Origin of the sequence: Mycobacterium sp., from assembly GCF_008709575.1 — a bacterium.
Taxonomy (GTDB): Bacteria; Actinomycetota; Actinomycetes; order Mycobacteriales; family Mycobacteriaceae; genus Mycobacterium.
In genome coordinates, this window is sequence record NZ_VYIK01000058.1 from 1 (window position 1) to 24027 (window position 24027).

Annotated in this window: 21 protein-coding genes; 8 read left to right on the plus strand and 13 right to left on the minus strand. The window is 68.3% G+C overall.

Annotation, left to right across the window (positions count from 1 at the left end; genetic code table 11):
- The 6 genes from F6Q13_RS13390 to F6Q13_RS13415 form a co-directional block, all read right to left on the minus strand.
- Nucleotides 1–692 (minus strand): PPE family protein (locus F6Q13_RS13390; RefSeq protein ID WP_293057193.1); only part of this gene is annotated, 692 nt, incomplete at its 3' end.
- Complete coding sequence (locus tag F6Q13_RS13395; RefSeq protein ID WP_293057196.1) at nucleotides 689–1027, minus strand: PE family protein; 339 nt, start codon at nucleotides 1025–1027, stop codon at nucleotides 689–691. The genes F6Q13_RS13395 and F6Q13_RS13390, both read right to left, overlap by 4 nt.
- Nucleotides 1028–1153: 126 nt before the next feature.
- On the minus strand, nucleotides 1154–2107 hold the full coding sequence (locus F6Q13_RS13400) for a hypothetical protein (protein WP_293057199.1): 954 nt from the start codon (nucleotides 2105–2107) through the stop codon (nucleotides 1154–1156).
- Nucleotides 2107–3321, minus strand: a complete 1215-nt coding sequence (locus F6Q13_RS13405; RefSeq protein ID WP_293057201.1) for a cupin domain-containing protein — start codon at nucleotides 3319–3321, stop codon at nucleotides 2107–2109. The genes F6Q13_RS13400 and F6Q13_RS13405 overlap by 1 nt, the downstream gene beginning before the upstream one ends.
- Nucleotides 3321–4841: a PPE family protein gene (locus F6Q13_RS13410; protein WP_293057204.1), complete on the minus strand. Its 1521-nt coding sequence runs from the start codon at nucleotides 4839–4841 to the stop codon at nucleotides 3321–3323. Before F6Q13_RS13410 ends, F6Q13_RS13405 begins: the two co-directional genes overlap by 1 nt.
- A 233-nt stretch (nucleotides 4842–5074) precedes the next feature.
- On the minus strand, nucleotides 5075–5989 hold the full coding sequence (locus F6Q13_RS13415; protein WP_293057207.1) for a heme o synthase: 915 nt from the start codon (nucleotides 5987–5989) through the stop codon (nucleotides 5075–5077).
- A gap of 254 nt (nucleotides 5990–6243) precedes the next feature.
- Between F6Q13_RS13415 and tkt the strand changes: the two genes are divergently transcribed.
- From tkt to F6Q13_RS13455, 8 genes are all read left to right on the plus strand, one after another.
- Nucleotides 6244–8355 (plus strand): transketolase, encoded by a 2112-nt coding sequence (tkt, locus tag F6Q13_RS13420; RefSeq protein WP_293057209.1) that lies wholly within the window; start codon nucleotides 6244–6246, stop codon nucleotides 8353–8355.
- A gap of 27 nt (nucleotides 8356–8382) precedes the next feature.
- A complete protein-coding gene (gene tal, locus F6Q13_RS13425; protein ID WP_293057211.1) occupies nucleotides 8383–9498 on the plus strand; it encodes a transaldolase in 1116 nt (371 codons plus the stop codon).
- Nucleotides 9495–11048, plus strand: coding sequence for a glucose-6-phosphate dehydrogenase (gene zwf, locus F6Q13_RS13430; RefSeq protein WP_293057214.1), 1554 nt, complete (start codon nucleotides 9495–9497; stop codon nucleotides 11046–11048). Before tal ends, zwf begins: the two co-directional genes overlap by 4 nt.
- Nucleotides 11049–11091: 43 nt before the next feature.
- A complete protein-coding gene (opcA, locus tag F6Q13_RS13435; protein WP_293057216.1) occupies nucleotides 11092–12003 on the plus strand; it encodes a glucose-6-phosphate dehydrogenase assembly protein OpcA in 912 nt (303 codons plus the stop codon).
- On the plus strand, nucleotides 12000–12743 hold the full coding sequence (gene pgl, locus F6Q13_RS13440) for a 6-phosphogluconolactonase (protein ID WP_293057219.1): 744 nt from the start codon (nucleotides 12000–12002) through the stop codon (nucleotides 12741–12743). The genes opcA and pgl overlap by 4 nt, the downstream gene beginning before the upstream one ends.
- Before the next feature lie 393 nt (nucleotides 12744–13136).
- The gene (locus tag F6Q13_RS13445) at nucleotides 13137–14840 is read left to right on the plus strand and encodes a DEAD/DEAH box helicase (protein WP_293057222.1); all 1704 of its coding nucleotides are present in this window, start codon (nucleotides 13137–13139) and stop codon (nucleotides 14838–14840) included.
- Nucleotides 14837–16726, plus strand: a complete 1890-nt coding sequence (locus F6Q13_RS13450) for a hypothetical protein (protein ID WP_293057224.1) — start codon at nucleotides 14837–14839, stop codon at nucleotides 16724–16726. Before F6Q13_RS13445 ends, F6Q13_RS13450 begins: the two co-directional genes overlap by 4 nt.
- A 307-nt stretch (nucleotides 16727–17033) precedes the next feature.
- On the plus strand, nucleotides 17034–17432 hold the full coding sequence (locus F6Q13_RS13455) for an ATPase (protein ID WP_293057227.1): 399 nt from the start codon (nucleotides 17034–17036) through the stop codon (nucleotides 17430–17432).
- A 5-nt stretch (nucleotides 17433–17437) separates the two neighbouring features.
- On the opposite strand, the gene F6Q13_RS13460 is transcribed toward F6Q13_RS13455, so the two are convergent.
- The 7 genes from F6Q13_RS13460 to F6Q13_RS13490 all read right to left on the minus strand — a co-directional run bounded on the left by F6Q13_RS13460 (nucleotide 17438) and on the right by F6Q13_RS13490 (nucleotide 23957).
- Complete coding sequence (locus F6Q13_RS13460; RefSeq protein ID WP_293057230.1) at nucleotides 17438–17569, minus strand: hypothetical protein; 132 nt, start codon at nucleotides 17567–17569, stop codon at nucleotides 17438–17440.
- 42 nt (nucleotides 17570–17611) lie between these two features.
- Complete coding sequence (secG, locus tag F6Q13_RS13465; RefSeq protein ID WP_293057233.1) at nucleotides 17612–17845, minus strand: preprotein translocase subunit SecG; 234 nt, start codon at nucleotides 17843–17845, stop codon at nucleotides 17612–17614.
- 23 nt (nucleotides 17846–17868) lie between these two features.
- A complete protein-coding gene (locus F6Q13_RS13470; protein ID WP_293057236.1) occupies nucleotides 17869–19044 on the minus strand; it encodes a PecA family PE domain-processing aspartic protease in 1176 nt (391 codons plus the stop codon).
- Nucleotides 19045–19128: 84 nt separating this feature from the next.
- Entirely contained in the window at nucleotides 19129–19914 is a 786-nt protein-coding gene (gene tpiA, locus F6Q13_RS13475) for a triose-phosphate isomerase (protein ID WP_293057239.1), read from the minus strand.
- A gap of 9 nt (nucleotides 19915–19923) precedes the next feature.
- Entirely contained in the window at nucleotides 19924–21138 is a 1215-nt protein-coding gene (gene pgk / locus F6Q13_RS13480; protein WP_293057242.1) for a phosphoglycerate kinase, read from the minus strand.
- Between the two features lie 2 nt (nucleotides 21139–21140).
- Entirely contained in the window at nucleotides 21141–22163 is a 1023-nt protein-coding gene (gene gap / locus F6Q13_RS13485; protein ID WP_293057245.1) for a type I glyceraldehyde-3-phosphate dehydrogenase, read from the minus strand.
- A 108-nt stretch (nucleotides 22164–22271) separates the two neighbouring features.
- The gene (locus F6Q13_RS13490) at nucleotides 22272–23957 is read right to left on the minus strand and encodes a PPE family protein (protein WP_293057248.1); all 1686 of its coding nucleotides are present in this window, start codon (nucleotides 23955–23957) and stop codon (nucleotides 22272–22274) included.
- Nucleotides 23958–24027 lie beyond the last annotated feature (70 nt).

The following is a 24027-nucleotide window of genomic DNA, read 5'->3' on the forward strand; positions in this document are numbered from 1 at the left end:
AACCACAGATCGATCTTCGGGTCGTGGGCCACCAGGGTGTTTCCGATGCCGACCTGCTGCAGGAACTGCTGAAGCCATTGCGGAATCCCCAGCGGGTTGTCGCCGGACAGCGGAATGCCGTCAGTATAGATATACGACGGGTTGGGGGCCTTGGATTTCGCGATGGCAGGCCCGGGGTCGGTCGGCGGCGTCGCGGCCACCGCGGCGCCGGCGACCGCGTGATAGGTGCTCATCGTGGTGGCGGCCTGGATCCACATGCGCGCGTAGTCAGCCTCGTTGAGCGCGATCGGGATCGTGTTGATCCCGAAGAAATTCGTCGCTACCAACACCGCGTGGGTGGCGTGGTTGGCGGCCAATTCGGCCAAGGTCGGCATGGCCGCCAGCGCGCTGTTGTACGCCGCAGCCACGGCCTCATGCTGGGCGGCGACCGCCGCGCTGTTGGCGCTGGTCTGGGTCAGCCACGCCAGGAAGGGCACGAACGCGGCCACGAACGACTCCGCGCTCGGCCCCTCCCACGCGCCGGCCTGCACCGCGGCCAGCACTGCGCTGAGTTCTTCGGCTATCGAGGTGTATTCGGCGCTCAACGACCGCCACGCTTCCGCAGCGGCCAGCAGCGATCCGGGCCCGGGACCACTGCTCAACAACGCCGAATGCACCTCCGGTGGAAATGCCATCCAAACAGGCGCACTCACCCTCGGCCATTCACGAAGCGATACAGCGTGGGATATGTCTTGGGATATGTCCAAGCCGCCGTCGCGTCACCGCCGGCGTAGCCGGCGCCCGCCTTGCCCGCCCCCACACCGGAACGCCCGAGCTCTTCGGCGCCCTGGGCGGCCATCGCCGTGTGGGCGCCGCCGCGGATACTGAACGCTGCCGCGCTGTGCAGCGACACCGGATCGGCCGCCGGCGGCACCACAGCCGTGATCAACGGGGCAGCACCGGCATGCGCTGCGGCCAGCCGGGCGGTCAACGTTTCGATGGCGGCACCCGCGGCCGCCAGGCCTTCGGGAACGACGCGCAGGATCACGGCAACACTCCTCAGTACCGGGCTGATTCACCCGAGGACTTAATGAATATGATTTTCATTAGTATTAGGGCGAAACTGTATCGCGCTGCCGGTGCCATCGCAAGCTCTGCCGGTGCGGCCGGCCGCTCAGGTATGCGGCGTGAGCGCGCGATAGCCGGGGTCGGCGAATTGTCGGGCGGCCGCACGCATCTCCTCGCTGATTCGACGGCTCTGGGCGCCATCACCGGCGAATGCCCGGGGTAGCGGATCCTTGGCGTAAAACCGCGACTCCGCAATCATGCGGTCAATCGTCGCCGCATCGGCCTGGAGGCCGAAATGTCCGAGCACGTGCCGCCACACCGCGGCGGGCAGGTCGGCGTGGTCGATGCAGAGACGCTGAGCCGGCTCCGCCGCAGCCGCCGCCAGCATCGCGCCGAGGGTACGAGCTGCGAACTCGACACGGGTCATGGCCGGGACCGCGGCCGGGTCGAGGCCGAACAGCCAAGCGGCCTGAGCGGGCGCGGCCTGAACCCGCAGCCAATCGGGCGGCTTTGCGAAAAGTGAGGCCAGCACACGCGCCGGTTCGCGCTGGACCCAGACCCACGGCGTTTCGGGAAAGGCGGCGGCCAGCACCGCGCGGCGGCGGATGTTCCAGCTCGAGCACTTGAGCACCACCAACTCGCCGTGGCGGGACCGGGCAAGCGCCCGCACCACCAGCCGCACCGTCCGGACCAGGCTGACCTCGTCCAACCGGTTGGGATCGAGCCCGAGCAGCGCGTTGAGCGGCGCCGGCTCGGCGAGCACGACGACGCCGGGAACCGTTCCTAAAAGCCGGGACACCAGCGTAGATCCGCACCGCGAGAGGTGAAAGACCATGCCCGCCGGCTGCAGCGACGGCTCGCCGTCGAGAGCCTGCAGCGCGTCGAGTCCGGTCCTGACCAGCGGGCGGGCCCGCGTGCGGGCGGCCCAGCCGGCGACGGTCTGGTCGAAGAACGGTTCGACGAAGGACACCCCCGTCAGATCGGCCCAGTAGACCGCCGGCGCGGGGCCGGAGAAATCCAGCCTGATCGGCGTCCAATGGGCGAGTTCGGCGAACTCCATCAGTCGTCGGGCAGCCGGACGAGGAACCCGCTCGTGATCAGCGTTCGGGCCAGCTCCGTTTGCTGCGCCGCGGACAGCCCGGGCAGGTCACAAACCCGAAACGGCTCAGTACTTTTGGCGACGAACGACAGTGCGGCGTGGTGATCGGGGCCGGCGTTGATGACCAACTGCGCAAAATGCAGGGCCACGCCGTCCCCGGCCGCGGTCACTCGCGCGTACAACGGCTGGTACTTCACCACCGAGGTGTGTTCGTCGATCCCGGCGGCGTCTGCGACGGCCCGCCCGACCGGTGGGCAGCGCCCCCGCTTGACCAGCACGTCCTCCAACCCGCCGAGAACTTCGCCGATCACGTCGGGTTCTTCGAGGGCTCTGGCGACGTCGCGGACCAGCATGCTCACGCTCGCGCGCACCTCGGCGTCATCGAGGTGCCGCGGCGGCAGCTGGGTGTGAACCCGGTCGTCGGTGCGACTCAGCGAATACAACGCTTGGGTGACGAGCGTGAGCAGAGTGGGCGCGTGGATGCCGACGGTCAAATGGACCGACGGCTCCGAGGTCGTCTCGGCCGCATGGACGCGTCCGCGCGGCAGGTACAGCACGTCACCGACGTCAAGGCACAGGTCGGTCGGTGTCGGAAGCCCGGCCGCCTTCACCGGTTCCCGGCGATGCATGTCGTGCGGTGACACGTCAGCGCCGTCGTACACATGCCAGACTTTGGATCCCTGAATCTGCAGGATCAACACGTCGTGCTCGTCGTAGTGCGCGGCGAAGCCCTGGGAGCCGGGCGGCGTGATATAGGCGTTGACCTTAGTTGCGAAATTCAGCTCGACCTCGATGGAATGCGTCAGTGAGGCGATGGCGCGCACATACTGTTCGACACCGTCTAAGACGATGGTGTAGCCGCCGGCGAAGTCGTCGTGGACCCGGACGAGATCTAGGCTGCCGTCGGCGCGCCGGTAGGTGTCGGCGTGACGTTTCTCGCCCGGCCGCACCAGGCGCATCGCCCAGGCCGGCCCGGGCTCGCACTGGAACAACTCCAGCAGCGCCTCAACCGCCGTCGACCCGTCCAGCAGGTCGTCGAAGTAGCCTGGGCAGCTTCGCTTGACGTGGTGGTGAGTCGCCCCCCAGATGTCGTGGAGAAAAGTCTCGACCGGCAGCGGTGACAGCAGCCAGGCCAGCGACAGATCGTTGTCGACGCCCGATACGCGTGGCCGCATCAGCCGTGATCTCCGCCTTCTCCCGCCCTGCCGGCCGGATCCGGTGTCCAGCTACCCGGCACCATCGGCATTGTAGGACCCCCGCCGAATTGCGCACCGGCGAGCCGGGTCAACCCGACCGCCTGCCCGACGGCCCCGTTCCGCACGGCGCCCGCAAAACCCAACGGCCCCGCGCCGTTTTCCGGCATGACTGCAGCGCTCCGGTCCGTCTCCACCCCAACGGCCATGTCCATGAACTCATCGCCGTCGCCGCGCAGCTCCGCCCGTCGGCGCCGCCGCGCCCGAGCCGGCTTCCAGGCCGCGGCGGCCGCTGCTGCCGCGGCGATGTCCGGCGCGGTCGCCTTCCTTTTCGCGCTCGTGCCGGTGCCGGTGCCCATCCCCGAACCGGCCTCGAAGCCGGGCGGACCTGCCGCGTAGGGCGGCACAAAGCCCGCCGCGCCTGCGGCTGCGAGCGGCGGGGTCGGCGCGGAACCGGCGACGGTGCCCGCCATGGGCGTGGGTAAAGACGGCGGGGGCATCGGCGCGGAGACCGAGGCGCTCAGCGTAACCGGGCTGACGGCGGTGGCCGCCGGCACACTCGGGGACGGGGGCGTCGAGGCAGCCTCCGCGACGCCGGGCGTGGCGGCTTCGAGCTGGATACCGGCCAGCCCGCCGAGACCGGCGAAGCCTCCCACCGCCCCGGCCGGCGTGGTCATCGCAAGCGCCGGGATTTCAGGGAAGTACTCTGCGGCCTGGACAGCGTGGCCGAACAGGTCCGATGCCAGGCCCGGGATGTCGTACGACAGCTGCAGAAACCCCTGCGCGGGATTGTGTTCGATGATGGTGACGTCTCGCCACAAGGTTTGGGGGACTTCCAGAAAGCGATTGATCCACCAGCTCACGTTGTAGGGATCGCCGCTGTCGTTGTCGACGATGGGTAGTATCCCGTGGCCGCCCCTGCCGCCGAATTCGCCGGCGGCGGAGCGGGCGGTGTCGCGGCCGGATTTCTGGATCGCAGGTGCCGGGCCGGTTTGCGGTGTCGAGGCCACCGCCGCGCTGGAAACTGCGTGGTAGCCGGCCATCGTGGTGGCCGCCTGAAGCCACATACGCGCGTAGTCGGCCTCGTTGAGCGCGATCGGAATCGTATTGATGCCAAAGAAATTCGTCGCCACCAACACCGCATGGGTGGCGTGATTGGCGGCCAGCGCGGCCAGGGTCGGCATGGCCGCCAGCGCCGTGGTGTAGGCGGCAGCGGCCGTCGCGTGGCGAGCCGCGGTGGCCGCACAGTCGGCGGCGGCCTGCGTCAACCACGCCACAAACGGCATATTCGCCGCCACATACGATTCCGCGCCGGGCCCTTCCCACACCCGCGCCTGCACCGAGGCCACCGCAGCGCTGAGTTCCTCGGCGGCCGCGGCGTAATGCCCGCTCAAGGTGTTCCACGCGTCCGCCGCCGCCAGCAGCGACTCCGCCCCGGGGCCGCTAGACAGCAACGCCGAGTGCACCTCAGGCGGGGACGCCATCCAGATCGGTGCCGTCATCGAAACCTTTCCTCAGCCTGCGCTGGCTCCGTCGGTTAGTCGGAGCAGCGCAGGGAAAAGTTCCGCCGCGCACCGGGTCACCAGCCGCTCAAGCGCCTCGACGGCGCCGCCGGTCAGGGTGTCCGCGTCGATACGACGACGAAGCCGCACTTGGCGGCGAGAGAGCGTCCGCACCCAAAGTAAGCACTTCGACACCGGATTTGAGGGCGGCGGTCCCGGCGGTAAAATCAGAGTCAGAACAGCGTCGGCAGCGCGATCGCCGAGTCGAGGGCCAACGCGCCGAACACCACCGCGAGGTAATTGTTGGACTGCAGAAAAAGACGCAGCGGCTTGACCGCTTCGCCGCGGCGCACCCCGGCGTGCAGCTGATGCGCCATGGCCAGAAACCACGCACCGGCCAGCGCGGCCACCGCCGCGTACAGCCATCCGGTCGCCGGCGTCAACACCAGCGTCGCCGCCACGGTCAGCCAGGCGTAGACGAGGATGTGTGTGGTGACCCGGCGCTCGGTCGCGACCGCCGGCAGCATCGGTACGCCCGCGGCCCGGTAGTCGTCCTTGTAGCGCATGGCCAGCGCCCAGGTGTGCGGCGGGGTCCAAAAGAAGATGATCGCGAACATCACCAGGGCCGGCCAAGCGATGGTGCCGGTCACCGCCGACCAGCCGATCATCACCGGCATGCAGCCGGCCGCCCCGCCCCATACGACGTTCTGCGCGGTCCGGCGTTTGAGCAGCAGCGTGTAGACGAACACGTAGAACGCGATCGTGGCCACCGCCAGCAGTCCCGACAGCAGGTTCGTCGTCGACCACAGCCAGAAAAACGATCCGACGCTCAAGGCCACGCCGAACATCAGCGCGGTGCGGGTCGGCACGGCAGCACGGGCCAGCGGTCGGCGGGCGGTCCGCGTCATCACCTTGTCGATATCGGCGTCGGCCACGCAGTTCAGGGTGTTGGCGCCGGCGGCCGCCAACATCCCGCCGATCAGCGTGTCCAGGATCAGCACGGGGTGCACCGTGCCGCGGTGGGCCAGCAGCATCGCCGGTATCGCGGTGACCAGCAACAGTTCGATGACCCGCGGCTTGGTCAGCGCCAGGTACGCCAACGCGGTCTCGCGTACTGAGGTCGGCGCGACGCGCCCGCGAATGCTCACGCAATAACTCCTCGGATCGCAGCAGCGCGCGGCTTCTACTACAGACGATGGTAGACCGCATGCCGGGTCGGCCCGGGCTGCGGGGTTGAGGTTGACCGATCTCACAGCGTCCAACCACCGCCGAGGGTATGGCGAAATCTCACTCTGCGCTGAGGGGTCGCCGGCATTAGGGTGAGTACTACGGTGGAGTGAAACCAGGCAGACGATCCGCAGACGACCCGCAGACGACCCGCAGACAACCCAAGGAATGCCTCGTGACCACACTGGACGATATTTCTGCGCTGACCCGACCGCATCACCCCGATGACTGGACCGAGATCGATTCGGCTGCCGTCGATACCATCCGGGTCCTGGCCGCCGATGCCGTCCAGAAGGTGGGCAACGGGCACCCCGGCACGGCGATGAGCCTGGCCCCGCTGGCCTACACGCTGTTCCAGCGGGTGATGCGCCACGATCCCGCCGACCCGACCTGGATCGGCCGGGACCGGTTCGTGCTCTCTGCCGGGCATTCCAGCCTGACCCTCTACCTACAGCTGTTCCTCGGTGGATTCGGCCTGGAGTTGTCCGACATCGAGGCCTACCGAACCTGGGGCTCCAAAACGCCCGGGCACCCCGAATACCGGCACACCGCCGGGGTGGAGATCACCACCGGGCCGCTCGGACAGGGCCTGGCGTCGGCGGTCGGCATGGCGATGGCGGCCCGCTACGAGCGCGGCCTGCTCGACCCGGACGCCGCCGCGGGCACCAGCCCGTTCGACCACTACATCTATGTCATCGCCTCCGACGGCGACATCGAAGAAGGAGTGACCTCGGAAGCGTCGTCGCTGGCTGCGGTGCAACAACTGGGCAACCTGATCGTGTTCTACGACCACAACAAGATCTCGATCGAGGACGACACCACGATCGCGCTGTGCGAGGACACCGCGGCCCGCTACCGCGCCTACGGCTGGCACGTGCAAGAGATCGAGGGCGGTGAGAACGTCGTCGCGATCGAGGAGGCCATCGCCAACGCCAAGGCGGTCACCGACCGGCCGTCATTCATCTCGGTGCGCACGATCATCGGCTATCCCGCCCCACACCTGATGAACACCGGCAAGGCGCACGGCGCCGCACTGGGCGAGGAGGAGGTGGCCGCCACCAAGAAGGTGCTCGGCTTCGATCCCGAGCAGTACTTCCAGGTCAGCGACGAGGTGTTGGCCCATACCCGCAAATTGGTCGACCGCGGCCGGCAGGCCCACCAGCGCTGGCAATCCGAGTTCGACGCCTGGGCGCAGCGCGAGCCGGACCGCAAGGCGCTGCTCGACCGGTTGCTGGCCCGCCGGCTGCCCGACGGCTGGGACGCCGACCTGCCGCACTGGGAGCCGGGATCCGACCCGGTCGCCACCCGCAAGGCATCCGGTGCGGTGCTGGCCGCGGTGGGCCCGAAGCTGCCCGAGTTGTGGGGCGGCTCGGCGGACCTGGCCGAAAGCAACCTCACCACGATCGCGGGCGCGGACTCCTTCGGGCCGCCGTCGATCTCGACCAAGGAGTGGACGGCGCAGTGGTACGGGCGCACACTGCATTTCGGCGTTCGTGAGCACGCGATGGGCGCCGTTTTGTCCGGCATCGTCTTGCACGGGCCCACGCGCGCCTACGGGGGTACCTTCCTGCAGTTCTCCGACTACATGCGACCGGCGGTGCGGTTGGCGGCGCTGATGCACATCGACACCATCTACGTGTGGACCCATGATTCGATCGGTCTGGGCGAAGACGGCCCGACCCATCAGCCGGTCGAGCACCTCGCGGCGCTGCGGGCCATCCCGAACCTGGCCGTGGTCCGCCCGGCCGACGCCAACGAAACCGCCTACGCCTGGCGCACCATCTTGGCCCGCGGCGGGTCCGACGCCGACTTCGGCCCGGTCGGGCTGATGCTGACCCGCCAAGGCGTCCCGGTGCTGGAAGGCACCGACGCCGACGGTGTTGCCCGGGGCGGCTATGTGCTCGGCGGCGCCGCCGACGACGCCCGGACCGACGAGCCCGACGTCGTGCTGATCGGAACCGGCTCAGAACTTCAACTGTGTGTCGAGGCCCGCACGCTGCTGGCTGACAAGGGCATCGTCGCGCGGGTGGTGTCGATGCCGTGCGTGGAGTGGTTCGAGGCGCAGCCCTACGACTACCAAAACAGCGTGCTGCCCCCGGCGGTGTCGGCGCGCGTCGCGGTCGAGGCCGGTGTCGCACAGTGCTGGCACAAATGGGTCGGCGACACCGGGCAGATCCTGTCGGTGGAGCGGTACGGGGAGTCCGCTGATTACAAGACTCTTTTCCGCGAGTTCGGCTTCACCGCCGCCGCTGTCGCGGCCGCCGCCGAGCGGGCGCTGGACAACTGAACGATTCACACAAGGAAGTTGATGCAGATGTCTCAGAACCCTAACCTCGCCGCGCTCAGCGCCGCGGGCGTGTCCGTCTGGCTCGATGATTTGTCACGCCAGCGGCTGCGCAGCGGCAACCTGCAAGAGCTGATCGACACCAAGAGCGTGGTCGGGGTCACCACCAACCCGACGATCTTTCAGAAGGCGTTGGCGCAGGGCGATGTCTACCGCGCCCAGGTCGCCGAGCTGGCCGAGCGCGGCGCCGACGTCGACGCGACCGTGCGCACCCTGACCACCGACGACGTCCGCCAGGCCTGCGATGTGCTGCGGCCACAGTGGGAGGCCTCCGACGGCGTCGACGGCCGGGTCTCCATCGAGGTCGACCCGCGACTGGCCCACGACACCGACAAGACAGTCGCCCAGGCCGTCGAGCTGTGGAAGATCGTCGACCGACCCAACCTCCTCATCAAAATCCCGGCCACCAAGCAGGGTCTGCCGGCCATCACCGCGGCACTGGCCGAAGGTGTCTCGGTCAACGTCACGTTGATCTTCTCGGTGCAGCGGCACCGCGAGGTGATGGACGCCTACCTGACCGGCCTCGAGCAGGCCGCCAAAGCCGGACACGATCTGTCCACGATCCATTCGGTGGCCTCGTTTTTCGTCTCCCGGGTGGACACCGAGGTGGACAACCGGCTGGAAAAGATCGGCACCGCCGACGCACTCGGGCTGCGCGGTCAGGCCGGTGTGGCCAACGCCCGGCTGGCTTATGCCGCCTACCAGGAGGTGTTCGTCGGTGGTGAGCGTTATGGGCAGCTCAAGGACCGCGGCGCGCGCGTGCAGCGGCCGCTGTGGGCGTCCACCGGCACCAAAAACCCGCTCTACTCCGACACCCTCTACGTCACCGAGCTGGTCGCGCCGAACACGGTGAACACCATGCCGGAGCAGACCCTCGACGCTGTCGCCGACCACGGTGTCATCCGCGGCGACACCGTCACCGGCACGGCCGCGGCGGCCCAGCAGGTGTTCGACAAGCTCACCCAGGTCGGCGTGGACCTGGACGACGTGTTCGTGGCGCTCGAAGACGACGGAGTGCACAAGTTCGAGGCCTCGTGGAACGAGCTGTTGGACGAGATACGAGCCCAGCTTTCCTCCGCCCGATGAGCCCGACCGGCGCCCGGGGCAGCGCCGGGCAGTGGCAAAACCCGCTGCGGGACAAACGCGACAAGCGGCTGCCGCGAATCGCCGGACCGTGCGCCATGGTGCTGTTCGGTGTCACCGGTGACCTGGCCCGCAAGAAGGTGATGCCGGCCATCTACGACCTGGCCAACCACGGGCTGTTGCCCCACACGTTCGCGTTGGTGGGTTTCGGCCGTCGGGACTGGACCCACGACGATTTCCGCGGGATAGCCCGCGACGTAGTCGAAGCAAACGCCCGCACCCGGTTTCGGCCGGCGATCTGGGACCGGCTCGCCGACGGGTTGCGTTTCGTGCCCGGCACTTTCGACGACGCCGCCGCATTCGCACAACTGGCGCAGACATTGGCCAATCTCGAAGTGGAACGCGGCACCGGCGGCAACCACGCTTTCTACCTGGCGATCCCGCCCAGGGATTTTCCGGCGGTCTGCGAGCAACTGGACAAAGCCGGCCTGGCCCGCCCGGAGGGCGACCGATGGAGCCGCGTCGTCGTCGAAAAACCCTTCGGCCACAACCTGGCCACTGCGCGTGCCCTCAACACGGTGCTCAACAGCGTCTTTCCGGAAGAGTCGGTGTTTCGCATCGACCACTACCTGGGCAAGGAAACCGTACAGAACATCCTGGCGCTGCGGTTCGCCAATCAGGTGTTCGATCCGATCTGGAACGCACACTACGTCGACCACGTGCAGATCACCATGGCCGAAGACATCGGACTGGGCGGGCGCGCCGGCTATTATGACGGAATCGGCGCCGCCCGCGATGTGATCCAAAATCACCTGCTGCAGCTGTTGGCGCTCACCGCCATGGAAGAGCCGGTGAGCTTTCGCCCCTCGGAATTGCAGACCGAAAAAATCAAGGTGCTCTCGGCGACCCGGCTCGCGCGGCCGCTGGAGGAAACCACCTGCCGAGGCCAGTACGCCGCGGGGTGGCAGGGGGCACAGAAAGTGGTCGGGCTGCTCGACGAGGAAGGCTTCGCCAAGGACTCCATCACCGAGACGTTCGCCGCCATCACCCTGGAGGTCGACAGTCGCCGCTGGGCCGGTGTGCCGTTTTATCTGCGCACCGGTAAACGGCTGGCCCGCAGGGTAACCGAGATCGCGCTGGTCTTCAAACGCCCGCCACACCTGCCGTTCGACGACACCATGACCGACGAGCTCGGCGCCAATGCCCTGGTCATCCGGGTTCAGCCCGACGAAGGCATCACCCTGCGGTTCGGCTCCAAGGTGCCCGGCAATGTCATGGAGGTTCGCGACGTCATCATGAACTTCTCCTACGGCGCTGCGTTCGCCGAGGAGTCACCCGAAGCCTACGAGCGGTTGATCCTCGACGTGCTGTTGGGCGAGCCGTCGTTGTTCCCGGTCAACGAGGAAGTCGAATTGTCTTGGGAGATCATCGAACCCGTTCTCGATAATTGGGCTGCCCACGGAAAACCGGAGCCGTATGAGGCCGGTAGCTGGGGCCCGCCCTCGGCGTTCGCGATGCTGCGCCGCGTCGGCCGGGAATGGCGTCGGCCGTGATCGGCGAGGATGCCGGCAAAGTACCCAGGGAGAAGCGACGCCGATGATTGTCGACCTGCCGGACACCCGCACCGCCGCGATCAGCGACAAACTCAAAGAGTTGCGGGAGAAAGTCGGGGTGGCCCGGATGGGCCGCATCCTGACGCTGGTCATCGCGCCGGAAAGCGACGAGATGCTCGAGGAATCCATCCAGGCCGCCACTGCTGCCAGCCATGAGCATCCCAGCCGGATCATCGCGGTGAAGAGCGAGGACCGCAGCGCTGCTCAGCCCCGGCTGGACGCTCAGCTGCGAACCGGCGGTGACACCGCCGCCGCCGAAGTCGTGGTACTGAAGCTGTTCGGGCCGGTCACCGACCACGCCGGCAGCGTGGTGCTGCGATTCCTGCTGCCGGATTTGCCGGTGGCGGTGTGGTGGCCGGAGAACGCCCCGGCAGTGCCTGCGCAAGACCCGCTGGGCAGGCTGGCGAATCGGCGGATCACCGACGCGACCAAAGGTGTCGACCCGTTGTCGGCGATCAGGACCCGACTGGCCGGCTACACACCCGGCGACACCGATCTGGCCTGGAGCAGGATCACCTACTGGCGGGCGCTGCTCGCCTCGGCGGTGGACCAGCCGCCGCACGAGCCGATCACCGCCGCACTGGTGTCGGGTCTGCGGACCGAGCCAGCCTTGGACGTGTTGGCGGGCTGGCTGGCCAGCCGGATCGACGGGCCGGTGCGGCGAGCGGTGGGTGACCTCAAGGTCGAGCTGGTGCGCTCCACCGAAACGATGACGCTGCGCCGCCCGCAGGACGGCGTGACGGCGACATTGAGCCGGACCGGAAAGCCCGACGCCCAGCTGCCGTTGGCACGCCGGGACACTCCCGAATGCCTGGCCGAGGATTTGCGGCGCTGGACTCCCGATCCGATCTACGCGGAGGCCCTGGCAGGCATCGACCGGGTGGAATACGTGTGAGCGTCTTCGTCGAGACATTTCCCGACAGCGACGCGCTGGTCACGGCGGCGGGCGAGCGCCTGATCGGCGTCATCGAGTCGGCCGTGGCGGCCAGGGGGCGGGCACTGATCGTGTTGACCGGCGGCGGCAACGGCAACCGGCTGCTGCGGTATCTCGATGCCCAGCGCAAGCGCGTCGACTGGAGCGCGGTGCATGTGTTCTGGGGCGACGAACGCTACGTAGCGGCAGACGACGACGACCGTAACGACAAGCAGGCGCGGGACGCCCTGCTGGATCACGTCGACATCCCGGCGCGCAATGTCCACCCGATGCCGGCCGGCGACGGCGAATTCGGCGACGATCTCGATGCGGCCGCACTGGCCTACGAGCAAGTGCTGGCGGCCAATGCCCAAAACGGCGAGCCCGCGCCGGTTTTCGATGTGCATTTACTCGGTGTGGGGCCAGAAGGCCACATCAATTCGATGTTTCCCGATACGCCTGCCGTGCGGGAACGCACCCGGTTGGTGTTCGGTGTCGACGACTCACCGAAACCGCCACCGAAGCGGATCACGTTGACACTGCCGGCGGTCCAGCGCTCTCGTGAGGTATGGCTGATGGTGTCCGGGGCGGAAAAGGCCGACGCCGTGGCCGCCGCCATCGGCGGTGCGGACCCGGTGTCGCTGCCGGCCGCCGGTGCCCGCGGACGGGAGAACACTGTGTGGTTTCTCGACACCGAGGCCGCCGCCAAGCTCTCCGGGTAGAAGTGCCGCGGCGCGGTCACACTGTCAGCCGCCGGCCCTACCACACCGTCAGCGTCCCGCCGTCGGCCAGTGCCAGCACCGTCGACCCGGGCGGCATGGTGGCGGTGCATGCTGCTGCCGGAAAACAGAATTCGCTACTGCCGGCCCGGAGTGCGCACCCGCGACGTGCAGCTGACCGCGCTCGGCAGGGCAACGGCGGCCGCCGCGCTGCGCAGACGCAGCCGCGCACCTGGCCGCACGACCAGGTCGATGTCGAGGACTCACACCCGGTCGGCCGGCCATTCCCGGAGTCGCATCGACCTCAGTTGTCACACGTCGGCGTGGGTTCTCGGTCGTGTCGGTCCCCGGCGGTACCGTCCAGCGCAACCACGTACGAGTCACGGGAAGAAAAGCATGAGTGTCACGATCCACGCAGCCGCGACATCCGAGCCGTCCACACCGGAACTGTCCGCTTACCTGCCGTTGCTGGCGCGGCTGCGCGACGGCGCGCGACCGCAGCCCGATTGGTCCGCGATCGTCGACGAGGCCGTCAAGGTCTGGGCACGGCCGGGGTTCGACACGCTCCTCGCGTTGCCGCAGTTGCGGTTTGTGCCGTTCGAGTATCAGCTTCAGGCCGCCCGAACGGTGCTGCGGCGGATGCGCGGCCGGGGCATCTTGGCCGACGAGGTCGGGCTCGGTAAGACGATCGAGGCCGGACTGGTGCTGTCTGAGCTGCGGATACGCGGGCTCGCCGACCACGTGCTGGTGATCGTTCCGGCCGGGCTCGTCGGCCAATGGCGTGATGAGCTCGAACGGAAATTCGGATTGCCCACCTCGATCGCCGCCGCCGACGAGAAGACGATCGACCGGCCGGTCATTATCGCGTCGCTGGCCGCGGCTCGCCGTGACCCGCTGCTGAGCAGGCTGACCGACACCGATTGGGATCTGGTGGTCTTCGACGAGGCGCACCGGCTGCGTAATCCTCGCAGTGCGTCGGGCAAGCTTGCGCGCCGACTTCGCGCCCGGTACTTGCTGATGCTCACCGCAACGCCGGTGGAGAACAAGCTGTCGGATCTGTACCAGCTGGTCAGCCTCGTCGCTCCCGGGCTGCTGGGCACACCCGCCCAGTTTCGCGCCAAACACGGGGCCGCGTCGGTCGAGTCGGCGCCGCGCAATGTCGAGGAGCTCCGGGCACGTACCCAAGAGGTGATGATCCGGCACCGCCGCAGCGAGGTCGCCGTCATGCTGCCGTCTCGCCTCGCCGAGACGATCTTGGTGACACCGGGCAGCGACGAGGCCGGGCTCTACGCTGACCTCGTCCGGCGAGTCAGAGCAGCCGGTCGGCCGGCGCCCGGCACTCGGTTGGCGTTGCGGGGCCTGACCCGACTGGCCGGCTCCGTCCCCGCAGCCGCGGCACCGACGCTGGCCAAGCTCGGCTGGAACGACCTCGCCGAACGCGCTCAGGCCATCCGCGAACCGGTCAAAGTGGGTGTGCTCGTCGACCTCCTGCGACGACATGTCTCCCGTGGGGAGAAAGTATTAGTGTTCACCGGGTTTCGTCAGACGCTGGATCTGCTCGTCGCTGCGGTCGAGGACGCCGGGCTGGCGTCAGCGAGGTATCACGGAAGCCTTACCCGCGCGCAGAAGGAATCGGCAATCGCGGACTTTCGCGCCGAAACCCCGATCCTGTTGTCGACCGAGTCCGCAGGTGAGGGCCGCAATCTCCAGTTTTGTCATACGATGGTCAACTTCGACCTGCCGTGGAACCCGATGCAGATCGAGCAGCGGCTGGGCCGGCTACACCGCGTCGGGCAGGAACACGAGGTGACGCTGACCAACCTGGTCTGCCGGGGCAGCATCGAGCAGCGGATCGTGCACGTGCTCGAAGCCAAGATCAACCTGTTCGAACTGGTCGTCGGTGAACTCGACATGATCCTCGGCCGGGTCGATGACGACTTTGATTTCGAGAACGAGGTTTTCGATGCGTTCGTCGATGCCGCTGATGACGACGAGTTCGAGCGCCGGCTTGAGGCTCTCGGCAACGCGCTCGCCGAGGCGAGGCGCGGCTATCTGCACAACAGGGCACGTGTCGACCTGCTGGTAGGTGAGCCGTCATGACGAGCGTCGATATGGGAGTCGACTTTTGGCTTCGCTATGTCGAAGCCAGCGGCGGGCTCACCGAGTCGGGTTCTGAAACGACGCTGGTGATGCTGCCACCCGACCTGCAGGCGACACTGCAGCTGCCGGAGGTGCTGCGGGTCACCACCGACCCTGATGTCGCCCGCGAGGACGGGGCGACCCTGTTGTCGGTAGGCCATCCTGCGCTGAGCCGCGCGGCCGACGACGTGTTGGCGGTCGGTGACGTCGCCGCGATGACCATTCCGGTGCCCGCCACGCCGCCACCGCCGGCGCAGCGTCTGCAGACGATGGCGCGTGACCAGTTCAGCATCGAGCACGGGCGAATCGACGTCACCGGCGCACCGACCCGAGCGGTGCGGACGATCCTGCGAGTCGGGGTCCTGGTCGATTACACGCTGTCCAGCGACGATCACTACCAGGAATGCGCCGAATGCTGGGTGGATGCGTCCTCACAACGCGAGTTGGCACCTCAGCTCGGCACGCGGCTGGCCGGGTTGACGGCAGCGCCGAAAGACGATGCGCCGTCGATCGAGGGCCTGATCACCGCGATCGGGTGCGCCGACCAGGTCATCGAGCGGTGCGCGAGGCGGCGTCGCAGTGAACTCGGTGACGGCATCGACAAGATCCGCGACGCTGAGCTCGACCGCGTCGACGCCTACTACCGTGATGCGCTCGCGACGATCGAACGTCGGCGCGCGCAAGCACCTACTGATCGCCTGGAATTGCTGGACGCACGCGCCGACAGTGTCCGGACCGAACACGCCCGGCGGCTCGCCGAGACTCGCGACAAGTACACGGCACGCCATCAGGTCCGGCCCTATCGGCTACACCTCTACGAGGTGCCGGTATGGCGGGTGCCCGTCGATGTTCGCCGCGGCGATCGGCGTTATCCCCTGATCCTGGATTGGCTGATCCCGTTGAGCCGTTTCACCGACGTCGCGTGCCCGCAGTGCGGCGCTGCCGAGCGACTGGTCGCGACGAAAACCCGGCTCGGGTGTGTCGGCTGCGTGCCTCGACCCGCGGTCCGGCTCGCGCCCGCGCCCCCCAGCGCACCCGCGCAGCCGGCCTCGAAGGCCGAACAGCCCGTCGTCCCACCCTCGGCACCGAGACAGCCCCGGCGGTCGGTACGCACCGATGCCCATCTGACGTCGGCCAAGTGCGACAAACTGGGCACCAAACTCGCCGGAAAGGTGTGGGAGGCGGTGGTCCGCAACGACCGGCGACTGGCACGCCTGTGCGCACCGGATTCGCCAGCGGCGGCGGCGGTCCGGCTTTATGGTCCGTCCGGCGCAGCCTGGGCGGTCGGGATATCGCCGACCGAACAACTGACCGCCGTCGCCTGCGCAGCGACGGTCTCGGCCGACCTACGCCACACGTCCACCGGCTGGGTGGAGACCACCGCAGGACATCGCTTCCCCTTCCTGCTGCGATGGCAGACGGCGGGGGACACCGGTCAGGTCGACGAAATCCTGCCCTACAACTGGCCTGTTGAGCCGGCGCACCTGAGCCGATGGATTCTCGGACCCGGCCGCCACGGTGTGTACGCGCCACCGCAACCGAGGATCCCGCTCGGCTCTGTCGGCACGTTGCTGTGGCGTCGCGTGCCGGCGGTGTTCGGCCTGCCTGCTGTTCTGCGCTGCCTGGCGGCGCTGTGGCGGCTGCCCGGCGAGGAAGTGTTTCTCGCAGCGCACGACCCTGCAGCGCTTGCCGCCGGTATCGAACGCATGGTGTGCCGGCGAGCGAATCTGACCGCCGGCCGTTTCGCCGACGTCGCCGCCGCCTACCGCGTCAACGAGGCCGCGATACGCGCCGCCGACGCCGAGCTTCAGAAATGCCTCGGTCTCAGCCCGCAGCAATGGTGGTAGCCGCACCGTCCTACTGAAGGGCACCGCACGTGGCGCTGGTCCTGCTGGCCCGGGGTGACGGGCGCGACGTGCGGATTGTTCTTCGTGTGATGCATTGCGGGCGAAGCAGGCTGCCTGGATCCGGTGGACCCGCGCCGGGTCGCCGTGGCCGCCGCGATAGGCGGGATCGACCGCCAGCAGGTCGATCCCGGCGTCGGCCGTGACGCTGGCGTCACGCTCGACGCCCATCGTGACGCTGGCGTCACGCTCGCCGCAGCCGCGCCGTCCTGCGCGGTGCTGCCGGCAGCGCCGCGGACGGGACACCATAATGAGCGTCATGGCTGAGGACACCGGGCGCGGCCGCGCTCCGCGACAGCGCATCAAGACGCTCACCCAGGCGGCGATCAATGCCGACGTCACGGTGAGCCAGCTCGAAGACGTATTGCGCGGCCTGGGCGGCACCCTGGCTGACCTCAACGATTCCCTGGCCCGGCTGAACACCGCCGTGGACCGCCTCGACGCCGGCCTGGACCACTTCGAGTCCACGCTGAGCAGGATCGACGACCTGATGGGCCGGCTGGTCGCGCTGGTCGCGCCGGTCGAGGCCATCGTCGAGCGCATCGACTACCTGGTGAGCGTGGGCGAGAAGGTGATGTCGCCGTTGTCGGCGACCGAGCACGCGGTGCGCGGCGCGCTGGACGCCCTGCGCAACCGGACCGCTCGATAAGTCGCCTAGTCGGACTCGCCCAGCACGGGCGGCGCCGCCAGCGGCAACGGCCCGATCACGGCGTCGCGGGAGTCCATGCGGTCGACCGGTCGCGTGCCGAGCGGCGACTCGTCAGGTGTCGCATACGAAGAGTCCACACCCATCCGACGCGGCCGCTCGCGGCTCGGTTCCGGGCCGGCTCAGCGGTATTTGATGAGCAGCGCCATCGCGATGATCGACACCAGCCAGATGCCGGTGACGAAAAACGTCAACCGGTCGAGGTTCTTCTCCACCACCGCCGATCCGGACAGGCTCGATTGCACGCCCCCGCCGAAGAGGGTCGACAGCCCGCCGCCCTTGGCGCGGTGCAGCAGCACCAGCAGGACGATCAGGATGCTGGTGACCACCAGGGTGATCTGCAGGGCCAGTTCCATGACTTACACCGTACCGGGGGGCATTAGCTCGGCAGATCGAAGGTCGTCGTGTCGTTGGTGTAGTCGACGTAGATCGGGTACTGGGCGAACGGCACGTACCCGGTGTCCAGGTCGGAGCTGGCCGACACCAGCGTGGGATCATTCGTCGCGGTGGTGACGTAGGAGTACAGCTGCTGACCGCCGTTGTCGTAAACGGTGATCGTCGTGCCCGCGGGCAGGCTGTCGGTGACCGACTGCGGCATGGTGCCGTAGACGCCGCCGGAATCGATGTCGCCGGTCACCGGGACCGGCGCTGCGCCGTTGATGCTGACCTGCAGGTTGGCCAGCGGCGCTCCGCTCACTGTGACCTCGGCGGGGGTGGCTGCCGTGTTGGCGCCCACCACCAGCTCGCCGGCGGGCTCGTCGACGAGCACACCCGGGTAGCCCGCCGCCTCCAACGGGCTGGTGCCCGGGCCCGCGTCATTGCTGCCGACCCCCAAAATGCCGTCGACCTCGTCATCGGCGAGGAATTGCTGGAAATCGGCCGGTGAGGTGGCCGAGGTCGGCCAGGAGAACAGCTCCACGTCGACCGGCGTCGAGGAGGTGGTGAGAACGCCGCCGTAATCGACCGTGGTGTCGAAGGTCACGTAGAAGTAGTCCACCCCGCCGCTGTAGCCGCTGATGCCCGCTCCGGTGGGAAAGCCCAGGCCCAGCAGGTTGGATAGCCCGACGTCTTGCCAGGGGATGACCAGGCCGCTGGATCCGGTGTCCACCAGCACCGGCACCTGCGACCCGCCGTTGACCGAGACGTCCACATAGGGCTCGGTGGTTTCGGCGACATGCAGCGGGATGGCGACGTTGGAGCCGGCTCCCGAGGCCGGATCGGCCGTCACGGCCGCCGCCAGTGCGGCCGCCGGGTCGGTGGTCGCCAGGCTGAGCCCGCTCGCGTCGAAAAAGCTGGTCAGGTCCGCGGCGGCAGCCGGGTCGATGCCGGCGAGCACGTCGGTCGTCGCGGTCAGGATCGGCGTCAGGATCGGGTCCAGGATGTCGTAGAGGATGTCGGCTTTGGCCGGGGATGCGGTGGTCAATGCGGTGGTCAATGCGGTGGTCAACGCGCCGGCCACGCCCGCGGCCAGAACCGCGCCGACCGTCGCTCCCCTGCCGGGCAGCCGCCGGCGTGTCCGGGCACCTGACACCATGTCGCCGTTGCGACCAGCCATCGAATCACCTTTCCCGGACGAGATGCGCGGTGCTGCAGAGTATACCGAGGCCGGCCCGACCGGCAGGTCAGGCCGGCGCCCGGCTCACGGCAGCGGCCCGCCGGCGGCGATCGCGCACAGGGTCGCGAACTGCTCCCCGTCCAGCGACGCGCCGCCGACCAGGGCGCCGTCGACGTCGGGGCAGCCGATGATGTCGCCGATGTTCTTCGCGGTCACCGACCCGCCGTAGAGCACCCGCACGGTCTGCGCGATCGGCGTGTCGGCCAGCGCGCCGAGTTCGGTGCGGATCGCCGCACAGACCTCCTGGGCGTCGGCGGCGCTGGCGACCCGCCCGGTGCCGATCGCCCACACCGGCTCGTAGGCGATGACGACCGCGCCGATCTGCTCGGCCGAGAGCCCGGCCAGCGAGCCCCGCAACTGCTCGACATTGTGGCGCACGTGCGACCCGGCTTCGCGCACCTCGAGGTGCTCGCCGATGCACACGATCGGGGTCAGCTGATGCCGCAGCGCGGCGGCCGCCTTGGCAGCCACCAGGGCGTCGTCCTCCCCGTGGTAGGTGCGCCGCTCGGAGTGCCCCACGACGACGTAGCTGCAGCCCAGTTTGGCCAGGAACGCGCCGCTGATGTCGCCGGTGTAGGCGCCCGCATCGTGCTGCGAGAGGTCCTGCGCGCCGTAGGTCAGGCGCAGCTTGTCGCCGTCGACGAGGGTCTGCACGCTGCGCAGATCGGTGAACGGCGGCAGGACCGCGACATCGACCTTGTCGAAGTACTTGTCCGGCAGGGCGAACGCGATCTTTTGCACCAACGCGATCGCCTCGAAGTGGTTGAGGTTCATCTTCCAGTTGCCCGCGATCAGCGGCGTGCGGCTCATCTCCGATCCCTATCTGGTCAACACCTGCAGGCCGGGCAGGGTTTTGCCCTCCAGATATTCCAGCGAGGCACCACCGCCGGTGGAGATGTGCGAAAACCCCTCGGGCGGCAGGTTCAGTATCCGCACCGCGGCCGCGGAATCCCCGCCGCCCACCACAGAGAACGCGCCCCTGCTTGTCGCGGCGACGATGGCCTCGGCCACGCCTTTAGTGCCGGCGGCGAACGCCGGGAACTCGAAGACGCCCATCGGGCCGTTCCAGAAGATGGTTTTGGCGTTGGCCAGCAGCGTGGCGAATCGCTGTACCGAGCCCGGCCCGATGTCCAGGCCGATGGTGCCGTCGGGGATCGCGTCGGCGGCGACGAGCCGCGACGGCGACTCGGGGTCGAACTTCTCGGCCACCACAATGTCGACGGGCAGCCGGATCACGTCGGCGTAGGTGTCCATCAATCGTTGGCAGGTATGAATCATCTCGGTTTGCAACAGCGAATTCCCTACCGAAAGTCCTTGCGCAGCAAGGAAGGTGAAACACATTCCGCCGCCGATGATGATGCTGTCGGCCGCTGCGGCCAATCGTTCGATCACGCCGAGCTTGTCGGACACCTTCGAGCCGCCCAGCACCACGGCGTAGGGACGTTCGCCGGCGGTGGTCAGCTGTTCGAGCACCGCGACCTCGGCGGCGACCAGCGTGCCGGCGTAGGCCGGCAACAGGGCGGCCACGTCGTAGACCGAGGCCTGCTTGCGGTGCACCACGCCGAAACCGTCGGAGACGAACGCGCCGTCGTCTCCGACCAGCCCGGCCAGTTGCCGGGCCAGCGCCAGCCGCTCGGCGTCGTCCTTGCTGGTCTCGCGCGGGTCGAAGCGGACGTTCTCCAGCAGCAGGATCTCGCCTGCGGCCAGCTCCGCCGCGCAGGCCTGCGCGTCGGGGCCGACGACGTCACCGGCCAGCGGCACGTCGCGGTTCAATTCCCCGGCCAACGCCGCGGCCACCGGGGCCAGCGACAATGCCGGGTCGGGGCCATGGTCGGGCCGGCCCAGGTGGGCGGTCACCACCACCTTGGCGCCGGCGCCGGCCAGCGCCGTCAGGGTGGGCGCCGACGCGCGGATCCGGCCCGGGTCGGTGATGGTGCCGTTCGGGGCAAGGGGCACGTTGAGGTCGGAGCGCACCAGCACGCCGCGTCCGGAAACCCCTTGCGCCAGAAGCTCGTCGAGCGTTTTGATCGCCATGTCTACAGCGACTTGCCGATCAGCGCGACCAGATCCACCAGCCGGTTGGAGTAGCCCCATTCGTTGTCGTACCACGACACCACCTTGACCTGGTTGCCGATGACCTTGGTCAGGCCGGCGTCGAAGATCGAGCTGTGCGGGTCGGTGACGATGTCGCTGGAGACGATCGGCGCGTCGTAGTACTTCAGGATCCCCTTGAGCCGGCCCTCGGCGGCGGCCTGGTAGGCGGCGTTGATCTCCTCGACGTCGGCGGGCTTGGACAGCGCGGCGGTCAGGTCGGTCACCGAACCGGTGACAACCGGCACCCGCAGTGCGTAGCCGTCGAGCTTGCCGTTGAGCTCGGGCAGCACCAGCCCGATCGCCTTGGCCGCGCCGGTGGAGGTCGGCACGATGTTGACCGCGGCGGCCCGGGCGCGGCGCAGGTCCTTGTGCGGGCCGTCTTGCAGGTTCTGGTCGTGGGTGTAGGCATGCACGGTGGTCATCAGGCCCTCGACGATGCCGAACTCGTCGTGTAAGACCTTGGCCAGCGGCGCCAGGCAGTTCGTGGTGCACGAGGCCATCGAGATGATCCGCTGGCTGCCGTCGTAGGCGTCGTCGTTGACCCCGAGCACGATGGTGACGTCGGCCCCGGTGGCCGGGGCGGAGATGATCACCTTCTTGGCGCCGGCCTGCAGGTGCCCGTTGGCCTTGGCGGCGTCGGTGAACCGACCGGTGGATTCCACGACGACGTCGACGCCGAGATCTGCCCAGGGCAGCGCGGCGGGGCCCTCCTTGATTTCCAGCGACGTGATGGCGGCGTTGCCGACGACGATGGTGTCCTCGCCCTGCAGGCTCACCTCGTGCGGGAGTCGCCCCAGGATCGAGTCGAACTTGAGCAGGTGCGCCAGCGTCGCGTTGTCGGTCAGGTCGTTGACCGCGACCACCTCGATGCCGGCGCCGGCACCGTGGGCCTGCTGCGCCAGGAGGGCCCGGTAGAAGTTGCGTCCGATGCGGCCGAAACCGTTGATGCCTACCCGGACCGTCACGTGTCTCTCCTTACCTGCCCCGTGGTCGCCAACGCATCCCCCGGTCAGCGTAACGGCGCGGGGATCCGGGCCCAACAGGCGGCGCGGCCCCGGGGCCACCGCGCCGGCTCACTTGAAGTAGCCCGAATTTTGATAGTCGGCGACCAGGAAGCCGCTGGCTTCGCTGCTGTAGTTCGCGTAGCCCGAGATGAGGTAGCCGTCGTTGAAGTAACCCGAGCCGGCCGATCCGGTGTCGGCCAGGCCGGAGAGGTCACCGGCGGTGCCGGTCACGTCGAAACCGTCGTTGACCTGGTCGGGGGCGGCGTTTCTGATGCCCGAGTTGTCCAGGCCCACGTTGATCGTGCCGGATTCCTGGCTGCCCTCGTTCTCCAAGCCCGAGGTGTCGAAGGTGTAGGCCTCGTGGAAGTCGTTGTCGAAGCCCGAGTCGTTCGCGCCGCTGCCCGCGTAGCCCGACAGGTGGTAGCCCGATTGATCGAAGCCGGAGTTTTCCACCCCGGCGGGGGTGCCGGAGTTGCCCAGCCCCGTGTTGAGGTCACCGGAGTTGAACACGCCGGTGTTGATGTCGCCGGAGTTGCCCCAGCCGGTGTTGGTGTCGCCGGAGTTGAAGTCGAAGGTGTTGGTGTTGCCGGCGTCGAAGGCGCCGGTGTTGGTGTGGCCGGAGTCGAAGAACCCCGTGTCGGTGGCGCCCGAGTTGAACCAGCCCGTGTCGGTGGCGCCCGCATCGAACCAGCCGGAGTCGCCGGCGCCCGCGTCGAACCGGCCGGTGTCGAGGGCGCCCGAGTCGGCGAAGCCCGTGTCGAAGTTACCCGAGTTTCCCAACCCCGTGTCGAGGTAGCCGGAGTTGAACGCGCCGGTGTCGAGCCGGCCCGAGTCGAAGAACTCGACGCTGAGGAGCCCCGATCCGATGGCACCCGAATTGCCCACGCCGATGTGCCCGTTGCCCGAGTTGAAGAAGCCGATGTCGTCGTCACCGGAATTGAACAAGCCGACGTCTCCGGCGCCGGAGTTCAGGCTGCCGAAGCCGACTTTGTCGTTGCCGGTGAGCCCGAACCCGATGTCGTTGCTGCCGTTGTTGCCGAACCCGATGTCGTTGCTTCCGTGGTTGCCGAACCCGACGTCGTTGCTGCCGTGGTTGCCGAACCCGACGTCGGCGTCGCCGTCATTGCCGAAGCCGGTGTTGGCGTTGCCGGTGTTGCCGCTGCCGAGGTTGTCGCTGCCGATGTTGCCGCTGCCCAGGTTGGCGTCGCCGATGTTGCCGCCGCCGAGGTTGGCGTTGCCGGTATTGCCGCTGCCCAGGTTGACATTGCCGATATTGCCGCTGCCGAGGTTGTCGCTGCCGATATTCCCGCCGCCGAGGTTGGCGTTGCCGGTATCGCCGCTGCCGAGGTTGACATTGCCGGTGTCGCCGCTGCCGAGGTTGGCGTTGCCGATGTCGCCGTCGCCGAGGTTGAGGTTGCCGGTGTCGCCGCTGCCGAGGTTGCCGTCGCCGGTGTTGCCGCCGCCGAGGTCGAAGATGCCGGTATTGCCGCCCAGGCCCACGGTGATGGTCGAATTTTCATTGCCGATCGGGAAGGGGGGATTGACGATGTCCACCGGCGGGCCGGGACTGGTGACCACCGGGGCGACCGGTGCGCCCGCGATCGCGCCGGGCATGAGGGATTCGACGACCAGGTCGATGAGGTCGTCGACGTCGGCGCGGGCCATCGGCGCGGCGACGACCGGGATCAGCGCGAGGGCCAGCACCCCGGCGGCAGCTGCCCGCCCTCGGTGGCGCTGACGATCCAGCAGCCTCATTGCCACGCTCCCCTCGTTAGCCCCGGTTTTGCACGCAACTTGGCGTGACACGCTGTTGAATTAGCGAAAG